Here is a 16570-nt window from a genome sequence, read left to right as displayed (position 1 = left end):
TTGAGATCATGTACAGGTTCTTAGAGAACTATATTATAATATTAGCATATTTTCTTAAAAAATCAACTAATCTTATAGTTAAATAGACTTGAGTATTTGGCGGAAATGTTATATATTAACCACTCCAAGAAGTGCACTATGGACAATACTATTATAAGAAAATACGATATTAGAGGTGTGGTAGGCAAAGACCTGCAGATCAGTGATGGGTATGAAATAGGTAGAAAATTCGGTCAAACTGCAGCTAACGTTTGTGTAGGCTATGACAGCAGGATAGATTCACCAAGTATAGAAAAAGAATTAATAAGAGGCTTAATTTTATCCGGTGCAAATGTTATACGAGTTGGGCTCTGTTCTTCACCTATGCTCTACGCTGCAACAATGAATGCAGATCTTGGGATTATGATCACTGCTTCTCATAATCCCAGAAAATATAACGGCTTTAAATTTTTCAGTACTAAAAAAGTTTACTCAGATCAAGAAATGAAGGAAATTATAGGCAGTACAATTAAAAACAGCACGAAAATTGGAAGCTTAATTAACACGAATACATATAGTGAGTACATTCATATATTAAAAAATGCGCTCAAGAATAACACTACACAAAAACTGAAAATAGCCTGGGATTTTGGCAATAGTCCAACAATTGTAAGGTATATTGAAAAAGTTTTACCAAGTCATGTACACATCGTAACCAATAATTCTATCGATGGAACGTTTCCACTGCACGACCCAGATCCCATAGAAGAAAAAAATCTTGTTCAGCTAATCAATATTGTTAAGAAAGATGAATGTGACCTTGGTATTGCACTCGATGGTGATGGTGATAGGGTACGCTTGATTGATAATAAAGGTAATGTTGTTTCCAATGATCACTTATTTATGATTTTTGCACGTGAAGTATTGGTGAAACACCCAAAAAGCAAAGTTATTGCCAACGTAAAAATGAGTATGAAAGTGCATGATTTCGTTAGCAAATTAGGGGGGAAAGTAATTACCTGTGCCACTGGACACTCACTGGTTAAGAAAAAGATGGTAGAAGAAGGGGCAAAATTTGCCGGTGAACTCAGTGGGCATTTTTTCTTTTCTGAGCTGGGTTTCGATGACGGACTATATTCTGCTGTTAAAGTCATTGACATTTTACTTAAGAAAAACCAAAGCCTATCTGAGATGATTGGAGATTTACCAAAGTTATATATCACTCATGAAGTGAAAATTGTAGTGAAGGATGAGAAAAAATTTCAAATAATTGAGTCAGTAAAGGAGACACTAAAGCAGCAAAATATTTTATTTTCAGAGCTTGATGGTATTAAGGTAACCGATAATAAAGGTTGGTGGCTTCTTAGAGTATCAAATACGCAAAACTGCATTACAGCAAGATGTGAAGGAAATACCTTAGAAGATTTTGAACTTACTAAGAAAGTTTTGTTTTATTATATTGATGAACTAAAACTATACATTTAGATTTTTTTGATAATTTACTTATTCGTAAATGTCTGCAGTTTTGTTTGGTTAGTAATAGGAATTGGTGTGACCTATGGCGCACTGCTGTGACGCTAACAAGCAGCGGAATAACACTGTCTAATCTAGTTTAGCTATAGAAAATCAACACTCACTTTTCTTTATTGTTTTGAGGTTTTTCTTGATCAACCATTTCTTCACCGATCTCTTTTATTTTTAGTATCAATGACTCTGGCACATACATGTTAATTACTTCTTCTGTTGTCACAAATAAAGCCTGATAAGAGTGTGAATTTATTATCCAATTGGGCAAGATGTCTTCTGCTTCTACTTTAGACTCTCCCTCTTTTTTATCATATACTGTGTGGCAATATAAGTGCACAGCAAAAAATAGTACATAAGAAAGCAATATTCCTCTGAGTGATCCGACAAAGATTCCAGTAACTCTATCCATTAATCCCAACCTTATAGGTGATAATATGTACATTAGCCAGTTATTCATTGTCATGAATGTAAGATTAAGTATGATAAATACAGAGATTGTAGAAAGTATGTTTTGTGTAACTTTAGAGTCAAAATACTTATTATAATTTATAATAAAAAAATCATAGTAACTAGCTGTCAAAAAGACTGATAAGAGCAAGAACATTAATGCACATAGCTCCTTTATAAAGCCTCTAGTTATCGATATTATTATACACAAGACAATAATAAAGATAATTAGGCTATCGAAAAACATATTTTGTATCTATATGATTTTCAAGATATAATAGTTGTAAATAACACAGTTGTAAAACTAATTGTGTTTATATTTCATCAACTGATCTAAGTACCGAGCAATTGTATCAACTTCTAAGTTTAGGTAATTACCTGTTTTATTATATTGAAAAGTTGTATTTTTCCATGTGTAGGGAATGATATTTACAGTAAATTCTTGATTGACAACTGAATTTACTGTGAGAGAAACCCCATCTAGCGTTACAGAACCTTTTTTCGCAACAAATTTAATTAATTCTTGTGGGCACGATAGCTTGATTTCATGAGAATCTAAATTTTGTTCAGTTATTAAAATTCTTACTATCCCATCAACATGACCCTGAACCAAGTGGCCGTCAATTCTGTCACTCAGTTTCATTGCTTGTTCTAGGTTTATTTTTTTCCCTATTTCCCACGTATTTAAGTTAGAAACCTTCATGGTTTCTTGAGATACTTGAACTGTGAATACATCGCTCATTATGTTGACAACAGTTAAACACACTCCGGAGCAGGATATTGAATCTCCTTTGTTTATAGAGGATAAATTTTGTGTCTCAATATGGAAGATTTGATCAGAGTTAGGGTGGATAGTGATATCAGTTATAGTGCCAATATCTTTGATAATTCCTTTAAACATGCAATAAAATAAATAATTATATCACAAAAGATCTTATTTGTTAGGTGCGCAAAGGAAGATCTTTTTTACTTATCTGCTCAATAGATTCTACAGAATATTCAGAATATAGAAAGTAAGCCAGGTTCAAAACGCACAGTGTAATTAATATTGGTAACCCTATGTTTAATATTAGACCGATACTTTCCCTTTTTTCTGTTGGCACCAATTCCTTTAAAATTGACACTTTTCCCAGCGGCAAGTGCCATAGGCAGAGTGCTGATATAGAAGCTGCTACTAAAAATAGACAAAAATAAGTCTCTTTCGAAGAAAACATAGCTTTTAATGGTGATTTGAGCTTAATATTAGTAGGTGATGGAGTTTTAGCTTCATTTGTTTTTGGTAAATGGTCTACAGCTTTGCTTGGTAAAATTTCATGAGAAATCTTTCTAAGCTGTGGAGAAGGTTGTATAGGAATGCTCGAAACTAATTTGAGCAATTGCACTTTTTTTCTATCTACTTGCTTTTGTAAATATTCTTTACCTAAAAGTGAATTATTAGGGGGTTGTGGCCTTTTGAGTACCTCTAGCACTTCTGATATCTCATCTGGCTCTAATACTTCATGTAATTGTTTATCTTGAAAGTAAACAATATTAAACACTGAGTTGAAAATGTTGTGAAATATTTCTGGATCTTGATTTTTGTATCCATTCATCACTTCAATAAATATTTCATCGAGTTTTTTTTCCTTGTGCTCAGCCAAATTATCTATCATAGCTACTCTAGCATCAAGTTGAACTTATTTTATGATTGATTGTTTTTCTTCTTGCAATAATTCTTTAGCCTGCTTTTTTGACTTCTTTTTTGTGTTAGCTTTAAAATAGTCTGTGTGCAACTAATTTGACCTATATCCCGCTCTATTTCTTGAGGGACTAAATTTCTTGTGGTATCCCCATTTTTAGCTTTTTCTACATGTTTTAGCTGCTTATTCAAGAATATCTCGATTTGTTGCAAGCTACCGAGGTTGATGTTTTGAACTTCTGTTTGTAGCGTTATTGTTATGCCCTGCAGGAGGATTTGAATGGGAGCATTACTTATGAATTCTTCTACAGTTTTACAGCAGCTATTGTATGATTCTTCACTTTCTTTAGGCACTTTTATATTGGCTGTGAAGTTTTTCTCCTGAGAAAGGCAGATTTTAAAAAAGTCAATTAAATGTTTTATTTGAGGTAATATTGTATTAGGGTTTACCTCTGTCAGTAGCTTGAGCTTAAATGAAAACTCTTGCGTATCACTTGTAATATTTTTTGAGCGAATGGTGCTAATCTCCAGTACTTCATTAGAAAATGCTTTACTTATGTTTTTGGATCTTTCCTTAAAAAACTTAGGTAAATCCTCCATTTCGTATTTTCTCTGAGTTTTTATGTTACTACTATGCATGAGTAAATTTTTTAATGTAAAGTGAAATAAAAAATATAATTAGTCAATAAATTAATAATTAAAGCACTCTTACATAATAGTGGCGTGTTGGATTCAATAAGAGCAGAAAAAGTTACTTTACAAACCTCATCAATCTTCTTCTTATGATAATAAGAGTATTTATCCTTGTTTTTAATCTCTGCAGATTTAACAACAAAATTCAGTAAAAAACTCAGGTATATATTGGCAAATTACATAAAATTATAGCGGCTGCATGTCTTTTTTATTTTTTCTACATTCAGCCAAAACGCGCTTAAAATAAGCGTTAGCACATTATTACAATGCCAATTTACATTATAAAACTTACTACTGGGGGATTCTTTTGCCTTTTTTTCGCTTGGTAAATTTTTTAATATTTTGGATTAGTTAGGAGCCCTATAGAGATGTCATTCCAGCACTTGATGCTGGAATCCAGCCTTTCTGCAATCTCATCGAAAACGTTGTACCATCAACTATGTTTTTTAAAATTTTTTGAATTTAGTCTCATTTGTTGATAATTTTGTATTTTTATTCAATTGAAAAATGTATTTTGGCAACAAAAACCCTAGTTTATACAGAAAGAAATTTATATCAAACAGCAAGCACTGCTTAGATTTTATGGTTAACGAATATGTGCTTTAAATGTGTGTAGACGCACATATTCGTTAACCTATTTTCTATACAGATTTTTTTATTTCATATTAATTGCTTCTTTAAGTCTTGCATTGGCAATTACTATGATTTTTCGCATTAGAGCTGTTATAGCTACCATCTTCTTTTTACCTCTACCAATAAGATCAGAATAAAAAGCACCAAGTGCAGATTTAGATCTTGCAGCAGCCATAGCAGCTGTGAAAAGCTTTGCACGAACATTGCTTCTACCACCTGTTATCCTTCGGTAACCAATAGTTTTACCGCTTTCTTTTGGATGTGGAGCAACTCCAGCAAGACTTGCAACTTCTTTTTTGTTTAGGTGGCCAAGTTCTGGCATTAGACACACAAAAACTTGTGATAACTTGAGACCTATTCCTGGCACTGTTCTCAAGATCTTTTGACGCTTTTGTAACTCTGGATTTTTATCAATAATTCTTTGTATGGCATCGTTGAACTCATTTATCTGACTGGTAAAAAAGTCTATTGTTTTTTGGCAACTTTCCTTTATATAGTCGTTTTCAGGTGCTGCAAGCCTACATTTCTCTTGAGTTCTCATTTGTGTAATGTCATCACGACGTTGACAGAGTGCAACTAATACCAATTCCCGCTATACAAGCAACGAATAGACAATAATGGAAAAAAAGCCATACTGGAGTAAGTAAAATAGCGAGGTTTAGATGGCATTAAGATCAAAATTATTGGATGAAAAAGTGGTGGAATCAGCAAAAGAGATGCTGAAGAAAGTAAGAAATAATGCGTATGTTGCAAAAAAACTAAATGCTGTAATTGCAGCAAAAAAGCACAGTATAACAGCTGTAGCAAAAATATGTTGCATTTCGAGAAAGGCAATTACTACATGGATAAAGCACATAAAATTTGGAAGAGAAGAAAAATTATTTTCTCCACCTCAACGCCGTAGAAAAACTATATTGAACCAAAGTCAACTTGAACAAATTGAGGTGTGGATAGAGGAAAATCCCAATATTACTATTAGAGAAATGAGAATAAGAATCCAAGAAAGATTTGGTTTGAATATCAGCAAATCCACAATACATCGTAATATGCAAAGAATGAAATTCTCATATATCACACCAAGACCAGTTCATAGTGGACAGGATAAAAATAAGCAAGAGGAGTTTAAAAAAAAACCTCAATGAAACTATTGTCATGCATTCTGAAAAAGAGCTATTTTTCTTCGATGAATCACGGTTTGGTACACATTCAAAAGTTGGACATGGGTGGTTTAAAAAAGGCAGTAGGACACAGGTTAAGGTAAAATTAGGTAGGGAAAATTTTTATCTCTATAGTGCAGTTAATCCCAGAAATGGAGAGAATTTTAGCTTATTTGCACCAAACGTCAACACTGCTTGTATAAATATATTCCTTGAACAGATGTCGCAATATTTAGGAATACGAAAGGCTTTTCTCGTGATGGATTGCGCTAGTTGGCATAAGTCAAAAAGTTTAAAGATACCTAAAAATATCGAAATTATATACCTACCACCATACTCACCTGACCTCAATCCTGTTGAGAGGTTTTGGTTATATATAAAACAGAACATTTTGCGCAATAAAATCTACGATACAATTGTTCTGCTTGAGAGCGCTTTGTGTAATTTTATTACCTCTCTTTCCCCTTCCACGGTTAAACAACTCTGCAATGCTTCTTATTTGGTTCATTAATAATGAGAGTTGGTATAAGGCGGTTTGTTCTTTTGACATAGGCACAAATAGAGATAGAGCACTATAGCGTTCAAAACCATATTGAGCAAGGGCTCTTGCATCTGATTGATCTGTCTTTGCTAAAGTTCCATGTGATATGATAAAACTTTTTACTTTACGAGTATTAGCTCGATGTACAGCAACATTCTTATCAACAAGAAAATGTGCTAAGCCAAGCTCATATTTTCCAGTGTTTTCTAAAGTTACTAGAGAATTAGGTAGGATATCTGAAAATTTTTGAAACAACTGTTGCCAACCAGTAGCATCATTGTCAAACTTGATAGCGCTCCTTTGGTTATAAGCTGCAGCAACATTTTTAAATTTTCCGATATCAATGCCAATGAAATTTTGATAAGATGTAATCATAATAAATAACCTCGATAGTTTAATTAATTTAAGATTGTAAACGGGTGCATACATATGTCCCATGCAACTATTCAAACGTATCGAGAGATGGGGCTAGTTTACCTTGATGGCTACGGTTGTAATACCAACTTTCATTCGGTCGCACACGCCCGTGATAGCCCTATTCCTATAGTGAGTAGGGTTATCTTTCCCTCTTATCTCTTTTATATCACATTTTTAACTTACAATTTTCATAGCACTGCTACGATCAGTTGTGTCTGCTGTTGTTACATAAATTGCATGTGGTAAACCCTGCGTATCAACTGCAACATGGCGTTTTATGCCTGAAATCTTTTTACCTGCATCATAGCCTTTACTTTCAGCGGTATCTTTATTTTTAACACTTTGGGCATCAATTATACAGAAACTGGTTTTCTCTTTTCGACCATTGTTCTCTCCAACTAATTTTTTTTAAGACCAATTCTAGTAAACTTGATTCTTCTCCATTCTTTTATTCCAAGTTTGAAAGTAGTAATATATGTTTTCCCACCTTGGAAAGTTCTTTGGCAACATTCTCCACTGGCAGCCACTTTTTAGAACGTATAGCACTCCACAAAATACATGATATAAGTCAAGTTTTCTTGGTTTTGTTCTTTTTCTACTATTTTCTAAAATTGCTCTGATTTTTTCAAATTGCTTTCGACTTATATCACTTGGATAATTTTTTTTGCATAGATATACCTCTTTCTTAAATCTATGCCTATTTTACCTCATCTTTCCAAGATTCTTAACAGGTTCTAATACCAATTCCCGCTATACAAGCAACGAATAGACAATAATGGAAAAAAAGCCATACTGGAGTAAGTAAAATAGCGAGGTTTAGATGGCATTAAGATCAAAATTATTGGATGAAAAAGTGGTGGAATCAGCAAAAGAGATGCTGAAGAAAGTAAGAAATAATGCGTATGTTGCAAAAAAACTAAATGCTGTAATTGCAGCAAAAAAGCACAGTATAACAGCTGTAGCAAAAATATGTTGCATTTCGAGAAAGGCAATTACTACATGGATAAAGCACATAAAATTTGGAAGAGAAGAAAAATTATTTTCTCCACCTCAATGCCGTAGAAAAACTATATTGAACCAAAGTCAACTTGAACAAATTGAGGTGTGGATAGAGGAAAACCCCAATATTACTATTAGAGAAATGAGAATAAGAATCCAAGAAAGATTTGGTTTGAATATCAGCAAATCCACAATACATCGTAATATGCAAAGAATGAAATTCTCATATATCACACCAAGACCAGTTCATAGTGGACAGGATAAAAATAAGCAAGAGGAGTTTAAAAAAAAACCTCAATGAAACTATTGTCATGCATTCTGAAAAAGAGCTATTTTTCTTCGATGAATCACGGTTTGGTACACATTCAAAAGTTGGACATGGGTGGTTTAAAAAAGGCAGTAGGACACAGGTTAAGGTAAAATTAGGTAGGGAAAATTTTTATCTCTATAGTGCAGTTAATCCCAGAAATGGAGAGAATTTTAGCTTATTTGCACCAAACGTCAACACTGCTTGTATAAATATATTCCTTGAACAGATGTCGCAATATTTAGGAATACGAAAGGCTTTTCTCGTGATGGATTGCGCTAGTTGGCATAAGTCAAAAAGTTTAAAGATACCTAAAAATATCGAAATTATATACCTACCACCATACTCACCTGACCTCAATCCTGTTGAGAGGTTTTGGTTATATATAAAACAGAACATTTTGCGCAATAAAATCTACGATACAATTGTTCTGCTTGAGAGCGCTTTGTGTAAATTTATTACCTCTCTTTCCCCTTCCACGGTTAAACAACTCTGCAATGCTTCTTATTTGGTTCATTAATAATGAGAGTTGGTATTAGATAACAAAGTAGGACGTTATTCCATCGTCAGCTACTTGGATGACATCTTTTTTGGACTTCTATACTATTATTGATTGAAGATGATTGAATTTTTTTTGCACATCTAGGAGTGCAAGTGTTTATGAGTCAGAGGATAAGTCATATAACATTTACTGGGTCTTAATACTTTGAATTTATATTTGAGTAAACGATAAACAGTAATTGGTATGAGTGATCTATTTAAAAGTGACAATTATGATAAAAATTTCAATTCTTTGATAAGAGTCATAAAGCTGAAGGATACAAAAAAAATTAATGAACAATATGATGAAACACTGAAAGATTTATCTCAAGCTCTGAAGAATTCTACAAACAATGCAAAAGATGTAGCCAAATTTGTTATATATAGTGACTTGAATAATTATGTAGAACCGTTAAATGCACAGCCACTCGGTTTTGTTGAAACATTAAAGAGAATATTAGATAGAGTTTTGGGAAAAGATATTCCAACTAAGGATAATGACATAAAAAATTTTGTTGGTGATGAATTATCAGGTTTCACTATAGAAAAAGCAGCCGAATATACAATCATTTTGAAAGGAATTAATGAATTAGGCTATGAAAAACTTAATACTTTGAAAGAATTTTTAGACTCAAAGCAGAGCAAAAAAAAACAGGAGGAATATAAACCGCATCAAGTAAGCTCGAAAAATAAAACGATATCAAAGCAGAAGGAAGATACTCCTAAGCTGCAAGAAGGAAAACAGCCGGTAGGAAAATTAGTTATGAAGAGAATAAAACGGCCAACAACAGCACCTCCACCACCTCCTACTGTTCCGAATGAGCTTAAACCTGAGCCTCAAGAAAAGGCTTCTACTACTGAGAAGAAGAAGGTACACTTTAAATCAAAACCAGAAATTATACCTTTTAGTGATTCAGGATATGCAAGTTTATCAGATGAAGAGTCTGATGAAAAAATACCTAATTACCAAGAAAAAGGGTCCATTTACGCAGCAGTTCCTAAAGAGCATATAAAAAAAACGAAAAGAGTAAGTAAACAGCAGCAGCAATCTAAGCCTCCAATACCGCTGAAACCATCAATAGCACCACGAGTGCCAAACGCTAACAATCAAGAAGCTAGGCAAAAACCTAAAAAAGGTAAACCTAAAATACTGCCAAAGCCTAAAAACCTAGGCAGTGCTGATCAACAAGTGAGCACGAAACCAAGAATAGTAGGAGTGACTTCCCAAAAATTAGCTGAAAGTAAACCAATCATACCACTGAAAAAATCTGCTGATAAAGCAGCATCAGAAGTAAAAGCGGTTGCTATGAAAGAAAAAGTAAATAGCAAGAAGGACGGTAGAGTAAAGTCAATGGTAGAAAAATTTGAGCAAAATCAAGTTGCTAATACCAATTCCCGCTATACAAGCAACGAATAGACAATAATGGAAAAAAAGCCATACTGGAGTAAGTAAAATAGCGAGGTTTAGATGGCATTAAGATCAAAATTATTGGATGAAAAAGTGGTGGAATCAGCAAAAGAGATGCTGAAGAAAGTAAGAAATAATGCGTATGTTGCAAAAAAACTAAATGCTGTAATTGCAGCAAAAAAGCACAGTATAACAGCTGTAGCAAAAATATGTTGCATTTCGAGAAAGGCAATTACTACATGGATAAAGCACATAAAATTTGGAAGAGAAGAAAAATTATTTTCTCCACCTCAACGCCGTAGAAAAACTATATTGAACCAAAGTCAACTTGAACAAATTGAGGTGTGGATAGAGGAAAACCCCAATATTACTATTAGAGAAATGAGAATAAGAATCCAAGAAAGATTTGGTTTGAATATCAGCAAATCCACAATACATCGTAATATGCAAAGAATGAAATTCTCATATATCACACCAAGACCAGTTCATAGTGGACAGGATAAAAATAAGCAAGAGGAGTTTAAAAAAAAACCTCAATGAAACTATTGTCATGCATTCTGAAAAAGAGCTATTTTTCTTCGATGAATCACGGTTTGGTACACATTCAAAAGTTGGACATGGGTGGTTTAAAAAAGGCAGTAGGACACAGGTTAAGGTAAAATTAGGTAGGGAAAATTTTTATCTCTATAGTGCAGTTAATCCCAGAAATGGAGAGAATTTTAGCTTATTTGCACCAAACGTCAACACTGCTTGTATAAATATATTCCTTGAACAGATGTCGCAATATTTAGGAATACGAAAGGCTTTTCTCGTGATGGATTGCGCTAGTTGGCATAAGTCAAAAAGTTTAAAGATACCTAAAAATATCGAAATTATATACCTACCACCATACTCACCTGACCTCAATCCTGTTGAGAGGTTTTGGTTATATATAAAACAGAACATTTTGCGCAATAAAATCTACGATACAATTGTTCTGCTTGAGAGCGCTTTGTGTAAATTTATTACCTCTCTTTCCCCTTCCACGGTTAAACAACTCTGCAATGCTTCTTATTTGGTTCATTAATAATGAGAGTTGGTATAAGAGCAAAGCCACCCCTGCAACACAAGCAGATATCGGTATTAAGAAAGATCCTGCACCATTGCAAAAAACTGCCTCCCAATCTCACTCACTTCCGGTGGGAAATAAAAGATCTAAAATGAACCCCATAACAGCAAAGTACGATCCCAAGCCTCCAGTTAGTAAAAAGCCTCCTCTCACGCACGTCAGCGTAAAGAAAATAGCTGCACGATTTGAAAGCCATGGGAAGAAATAGTTGTAACCTATTGAGCAAACCCTATAATATCCTTGATCTCTTTTATATTGTTATTTGCAATCTCTGCTGCTTTTTCTGTACCTTGTTTTAATATTTTATGTAAATGAAGCTGATCTTTTAGAAGACTATTCATCTTTTCGCGTATGGGTGATATAACGCTGATGATTAGGTCAGCTAACTCTTTTTTAAAGTTCTTCATGTCATGTTTATCCACTTTTTTACACACTTTTTCTACATTAAAATCACTAAGCACTGAATAAATATTTATCAAATTGCTTATTTCTGGACGACATTTTAAAGTAGAAAAATCAAAGCCTAGAATTGAATCTGTTTTTGCTTTTTCTATTTTCTTGACAATTAAGTCATTTGTATCGTTAAGGTTAATGCATGAATATTCTGAAGGGTCAGATTTGCTCATCTTGCTTGCTCCATCTCTTAAGCTCATTATCCTTGATGTACAATCCAAAGTTAAGATTTCAGGTATGATGAAATGACTACATTTATAATGATTGTTAAAAGCTGATGCAATATCACGTGCAAGTTCTAAATGCTGTTTTTGATCATCGCCAACAGGAACATATTTAGTTTGATACAGCAATATATCCGCAGCCATAAGTACTGGGTAGCTATATAACCCAAGAGAAGCTTTTTGTTTATCGCTTCCAGCCTTATCTTTAAATTGAGTCATACGATTAAGCCAACCAATTGGTGTATAGCACCCTAGCAGCCAGCCCAATTCTGCATGACCACTAACTGCGGATTGATTGAAAATAATCGACTTTTCCGGATCTATTCCACATGCAATATAAGTTGCTGCTGCTTTAAAAATATTATTTTTTAATTCATTTGCGGGAAGCTTATTTGCTGTGACTGCATGCAGATCAACAACACAAAAAAGAGATTTATATTTATCCTGCAAGCCTATCCACTGCTTAATTGCACCAAGATAATTGCCCAAGTGTAATACTCCACTTGGCTGAATACCTGAGAAGACAACTTCTGTCATACCTTGAGTGTTTTATTAGTTACTTTCGCAATCAGCAGATTTTTTAGAAAGAACAACCATTGCAGGACGAAGCAACCTATTTTTAATGGTATAACCAGTTTGTAGTACTTCTACAATAGTGCCAGGCTCTTTTTCATTATCTTCTCTTTCCACAACAGCTTGATGTAAATTGCCGTCAAAAGAGTTACCTATTGGATCTATTTCTTCTATTCCATGTTTTTTTAGATCACTCACAATCTTTTGGTGCGCCACTTTTATTCCTTCATGAATAGGATCATTATCTTTCAAGTTTTCCATTGCTTTTTTTAAATTGTCACAAGAGTCAATCATATCACGTGCAAATTTTGTGACTGCATAATCACTTGCATCGCTAATTTGCTTTTGCATTATACGTTTAACGTTTTCATTATCCGCAACAGCGCGACGTAAATGATCTTCAAGTTGAACTGCACGTTCTTTTAATATATTAAGCTCTTCACTTAAATCACCTGTTTGCTGATCTTCTTGGTCATCCCCTTTTCGTTTACTGACCATATCTGCAAATTTCTTTTTTTTCTCTTTATTACTATCTGACATATCATTCACCCTTACAAACTTAATAAATATATAACAATCAATCTAAAAATATCAAGCGTTAGCTATCCTTGTCTTTCTATGCTTGCATTTAAAAAGTCAATCAAAGCAGTTTTATAAAGAGAATCAGAAAAAGTATCAATATTACTTTGCGCCATATTAATATAGTGTTCAGCTTCTTCCATAGAAATATGAATGGCATTATGATGATTAATATATTGTAATGCTTGGTCAAAATTGTGTCTAGCTGAAGAAAAAGATTTCTCCCAGAATTTTTGTTCTGATGGGCTGCCTTTTTCATATGCTATAATAGAAGGTAAAGTGACTTTACCTTCAAAAAAATCTTTTCCAAGTTGCTTTCCTAAAGTGCCTTGATTAGCAGTATAATCTAGCACGTCATCAATTATTTGGAATGCCATACCAAAATTAAACCCGAAATTCCTTAGCCTCTCTGTTTCATCACTTGTGGCTCCAGATACTACTGATGCAGCCTCGCAGCATGCAGAAAATAAAGATGCTGTCTTTTCTCCAATGATATTAAAATAATTTTTCCTAATTGTGTTAGGGTCAAAACGCGTTGTCATCTGCTTTATCTCACCCTTGACAAGCAAATTAGATGCCTTAGATAAAATAGAGAGAACACTTAAATTCCCACATTCTATAAGCCATCTAAATGCTAAGGTCAATAATAGATCACCAACTAAAATGCTTGATTTATTCCCCCAAATTTTATTTGCTGTTGCAACTCCATGGCGTGCCTTACTTTCATCAAGCACATCATCATGAAGTAAAGTAGCGTTGTGTATAAATTCTACCGATGCAGCAATGTTGACCCTACTCTCTCCAGAGTAATTCAGCATTTTACATATAATAAAAATGAGCTTAGGCCTTATCTTTTTTCCTCCTGAATTAATAAGATGAGATGCAATATTAGTAGCAAGCTTAGTACCTTCATCATTGACATTTTTGAAGATAAAGTCATTCATAGCCAATAAATCAGAAGATACAATATCATCTAATTTACTACTTTTTGTTAAATCAGTGTTTAGCATTTAAGAGGACTTATGCTTCTTGCCCTTGTACTTTCTCAACTTTTTTCTTTTCTATTTTTTTCGATTCCGTTTCTAAATCTACTATGCCTTTTTTAATGAACCATATTACCCTTTCAGTTGCTTGCGCTCCTACACTGAGCCAATGTTTTAATCTATCAGCTTTTACCACAACACGACTTTTATTGTCTTTTGGCAACATTGGATCATATTGTCCTATTTTCTCAATAAAGCGTCCATCTCTTGGTGCTCGTGAGTCGGCTACAACTATCCTATAAAAAGGACGTTTCTTTGCCCCAAACCTTGCCAACCTTATTTTAACTGCCATGTCAACCTTTGTTCATATATTAATTGTAATTTAATACAATAAACAGTTCAAGTCAAACTAATTGTACCTCTTTTACCTAAAAACAACATAACTTCCGCTAATCACTCAAAAAAGGAAAATCTAAGACAATAAAATTTTTTATATATCATCAATCATAGCATGATTAACTTCAACTGTATACTTTGATTTTAGATAGCGAATTAGCTGCTCCTTTAACGATATCATCTCACGCTTTCCGGTGTCAAGCATGTTTAATTTGCCATTTGATGAATGCATTTCTTTTAGAACACCTATTATAATTTCACTATTGTATTGAATAGGATCTGTTACCGAATCAGTTGTTTTCATATTGAAAATCTCTTCTATAAAAGAAAAAGGGTAGATTTGTTCATTGCGTTGTATTTGCTGGCCTTTAACCAATTCTACACCTTGCATTTCTTTCAAATCTGTCTTTTCTCTTAATTGGACTGCAACTTTTTGCCCCATTTCAAACATTCTTTCTTTTATAAACTCACTATGCCAAAGCTTTGCGGCTGATTCCCTACTTTCTTCAAAACTTTGTAATTCAGGAGGAATGATATCAGTGATTTTTACACCAACAACAGTGTCTCTGACGCTGTTAAAATAACTCTTCTGATCTTTCTTGCGTGAAAAAATGAAAGAAATGAAATCACTAGAATTTCCTACTTCATTACCACTTTGGTCTTTTCCATTTGTATCTACTGGACCAATGGTTTGTATAGGCAAATTGTACTCACTGGATATTTCTTCAATCATTGCACCATTGTATATCTTATAATTCACTTGATTTATGAAATCATTGACTTTTTCAAAAGACTTTTGATTGGTTAAAACTGACCTTATGTCTTTTTTTAAATCAACCAAGTCTTCATCAGAGATTTGATGTATGCTTTCTACCTTTATTACGTGCCATCCAAAATTGCTTGTTAAAACTTCACTTACTTCACCTGTTTTGAGAGCAAATACCTTTTCTCTCATATTTTCAGGTAAGAAATCCTTAGTTATATTATTTACTCTGGTTTCATCGAGTTTCACTTTATTAAACTCTTCTATTATTTGTTCAAAGCTTGCTTTACTTTCTTCAAGTGCTCTTCTTGCTATTTCAGCTTTTTCTTTGGTAGGAAATATCACATTGAATATGTCTCTTTGATTTTTAAGTTCCTGATGTTCTATTATACTATCAACCTCTTCATCTGAAATTCTGATTTGATTTTCAAAATATTTTTGATCCAGAGAAATGTATTGCGCAGTTCGATACTCAGGGTAATAAAAATTGGACTTATTTCTTTCATACAAATCAAGTAAGGCTTGATCATCTGGTTCAGGAACGTCTGTAATTGCATCCTCAGTTATTTTAACAATATCAACTACTCTAGTTTGGTAGCGATTTTTGTATATCTGCTCATCAACATTCTCACCAAAAGTTACCGGATAATTATCTTTAAATAACGAAGTCATGAACATCATTGCAGGCAGGATTTTCTCTAGTTTTTCTATATATTCCTTTTCTGTTATATGCAGGCTATTTAGAGTTTGATGGAATTTATTATGGTCAAATTCTCCTTTATCATCCTGAAAGTACTTGGTATTTTTAATATGGCTTTTGATAGATTCTTCTCCAACTTTTAATCCAAGTTCGCTAATTAGGTTAAACAATAGTTTTTGCTCTATAAGTGCGTTAAGTAAATCATATTTCAGCTTTTTTACTTGTCCTTTACTTACATCAGATCCAGAAATTTGCTTTTCATAATTTTGATATAGTAATTTATATTCATCTGATGTTATAACTTCCTTTCCTACTTTAGCTAATTCTTTCCTTTCATCATCATTTGATAAAAGATTGCCAATCCCCATAAAGATTAATAAGCAAACTAAAAGAAGAACGATTGCTTTGGTAAAAAAATTTCTAATACTCATTGTAAACTCAGTTAACTAACACTTAAATTTAGAA

General features: G+C 33.3%; 13 protein-coding genes and 4 pseudogenes. 6 read left to right on the top strand and 11 right to left on the bottom strand.

The window, feature by feature from the left end:
• Positions 1 to 138 precede the first annotated feature (138 nt).
• Entirely contained in the window at positions 139 to 1464 is a 1326-nt protein-coding gene (locus ABWU62_RS01670) for a phosphomannomutase/phosphoglucomutase (RefSeq protein WP_353287309.1), read from the top strand.
• Positions 1465 to 1612: 148 nt separating this feature from the next.
• On the opposite strand, the gene ABWU62_RS01665 is transcribed toward ABWU62_RS01670, so the two are convergent.
• The 4 genes and pseudogenes from ABWU62_RS01665 to ABWU62_RS01650 all read right to left on the bottom strand — a co-directional run.
• Positions 1613 to 2200, bottom strand: coding sequence for a CvpA family protein (locus tag ABWU62_RS01665; protein WP_353287308.1), 588 nt, complete (start codon positions 2198 to 2200; stop codon positions 1613 to 1615).
• A gap of 57 nt (positions 2201 to 2257) precedes the next feature.
• Positions 2258 to 2854 carry a riboflavin synthase gene (locus tag ABWU62_RS01660; protein WP_353287307.1) on the bottom strand — a complete coding sequence of 199 codons (597 nt, stop codon included), beginning with the start codon at positions 2852 to 2854 and terminating at the stop codon, positions 2258 to 2260.
• A gap of 40 nt (positions 2855 to 2894) precedes the next feature.
• Positions 2895 to 4270, bottom strand: a pseudogene (locus ABWU62_RS01655) (hypothetical protein).
• A gap of 709 nt (positions 4271 to 4979) precedes the next feature.
• A pseudogene (locus ABWU62_RS01650) lies at positions 4980 to 5537 on the bottom strand (transposase); the annotation flags it as partial.
• A gap of 82 nt (positions 5538 to 5619) precedes the next feature.
• On the opposite strand from ABWU62_RS01650, the gene ABWU62_RS01645 reads away from it, so the two are divergent.
• Positions 5620 to 6625, top strand: a protein-coding gene (locus tag ABWU62_RS01645) for an IS630 family transposase (protein WP_353287306.1) whose coding sequence is annotated in 2 segments (ribosomal slippage) — positions 5620 to 6081 and positions 6083 to 6625 — 1005 coding nt in all. Because the reading frame shifts where the segments join, the coding sequence is not laid out codon by codon here.
• Between the two features lie 6 nt (positions 6626 to 6631).
• Here the strand turns inward: ABWU62_RS01645 and ABWU62_RS01640 are convergent.
• Positions 6632 to 7030, bottom strand: a pseudogene (locus tag ABWU62_RS01640) (IS110 family transposase); the annotation flags it as partial.
• 222 nt (positions 7031 to 7252) lie between these two features.
• Positions 7253 to 7717: pseudogene (locus ABWU62_RS01635) on the bottom strand (IS5 family transposase); the annotation flags it as partial.
• A 175-nt stretch (positions 7718 to 7892) separates the two neighbouring features.
• Here ABWU62_RS01635 and ABWU62_RS01630 point away from each other — a divergent pair.
• The 4 genes from ABWU62_RS01630 (at position 7893) to ABWU62_RS01615 (ending at position 11642) form a co-directional block, all read left to right on the top strand.
• Positions 7893 to 8898 (top strand): IS630 family transposase gene (locus ABWU62_RS01630; protein WP_353287151.1). Its coding sequence is split into 2 segments (ribosomal slippage): positions 7893 to 8354 and positions 8356 to 8898, totalling 1005 coding nucleotides; the frame shifts between segments, so codons are not numbered across the junction.
• Between the two features lie 225 nt (positions 8899 to 9123).
• Complete coding sequence (locus tag ABWU62_RS01625) at positions 9124 to 10335, top strand: hypothetical protein (RefSeq protein ID WP_353287305.1); 1212 nt, start codon at positions 9124 to 9126, stop codon at positions 10333 to 10335.
• Positions 10336 to 10386: 51 nt separating this feature from the next.
• Positions 10387 to 11392, top strand: a protein-coding gene (locus ABWU62_RS01620; RefSeq protein ID WP_353287090.1) for an IS630 family transposase whose coding sequence is annotated in 2 segments (ribosomal slippage) — positions 10387 to 10848 and positions 10850 to 11392 — 1005 coding nt in all. Because the reading frame shifts where the segments join, the coding sequence is not laid out codon by codon here.
• The gene (locus tag ABWU62_RS01615) at positions 11370 to 11642 is read left to right on the top strand and encodes a hypothetical protein (RefSeq protein WP_353287304.1); all 273 of its coding nucleotides are present in this window, start codon (positions 11370 to 11372) and stop codon (positions 11640 to 11642) included. The genes ABWU62_RS01620 and ABWU62_RS01615 overlap by 23 nt, the downstream gene beginning before the upstream one ends.
• Positions 11643 to 11649: 7 nt before the next feature.
• On the opposite strand, the gene trpS is transcribed toward ABWU62_RS01615, so the two are convergent.
• From trpS to ABWU62_RS01590, 5 genes are all read right to left on the bottom strand, one after another.
• The gene (trpS, locus tag ABWU62_RS01610; protein WP_353287303.1) at positions 11650 to 12648 is read right to left on the bottom strand and encodes a tryptophan--tRNA ligase; all 999 of its coding nucleotides are present in this window, start codon (positions 12646 to 12648) and stop codon (positions 11650 to 11652) included.
• 15 nt (positions 12649 to 12663) lie between these two features.
• Positions 12664 to 13224, bottom strand: coding sequence for a nucleotide exchange factor GrpE (locus ABWU62_RS01605; RefSeq protein WP_353287302.1), 561 nt, complete (start codon positions 13222 to 13224; stop codon positions 12664 to 12666).
• A gap of 62 nt (positions 13225 to 13286) precedes the next feature.
• Positions 13287 to 14273, bottom strand: coding sequence for a polyprenyl synthetase family protein (locus ABWU62_RS01600; RefSeq protein WP_353287301.1), 987 nt, complete (start codon positions 14271 to 14273; stop codon positions 13287 to 13289).
• A gap of 10 nt (positions 14274 to 14283) precedes the next feature.
• Positions 14284 to 14598 (bottom strand): 30S ribosomal protein S16, encoded by a 315-nt coding sequence (gene rpsP, locus ABWU62_RS01595; protein WP_353287300.1) that lies wholly within the window; start codon positions 14596 to 14598, stop codon positions 14284 to 14286.
• A gap of 138 nt (positions 14599 to 14736) precedes the next feature.
• Positions 14737 to 16536: a SurA N-terminal domain-containing protein gene (locus ABWU62_RS01590; protein ID WP_353287299.1), complete on the bottom strand. Its 1800-nt coding sequence runs from the start codon at positions 16534 to 16536 to the stop codon at positions 14737 to 14739.
• Between the last annotated feature and the right edge of the window lie 34 nt (positions 16537 to 16570).

This window comes from Wolbachia endosymbiont (group B) of Gerris lacustris, from assembly GCF_964028355.1.
Lineage (GTDB): Bacteria > Pseudomonadota > Alphaproteobacteria > Rickettsiales > Anaplasmataceae > Wolbachia.
This window is presented reverse-complemented; position numbering and strand designations above follow the sequence as displayed.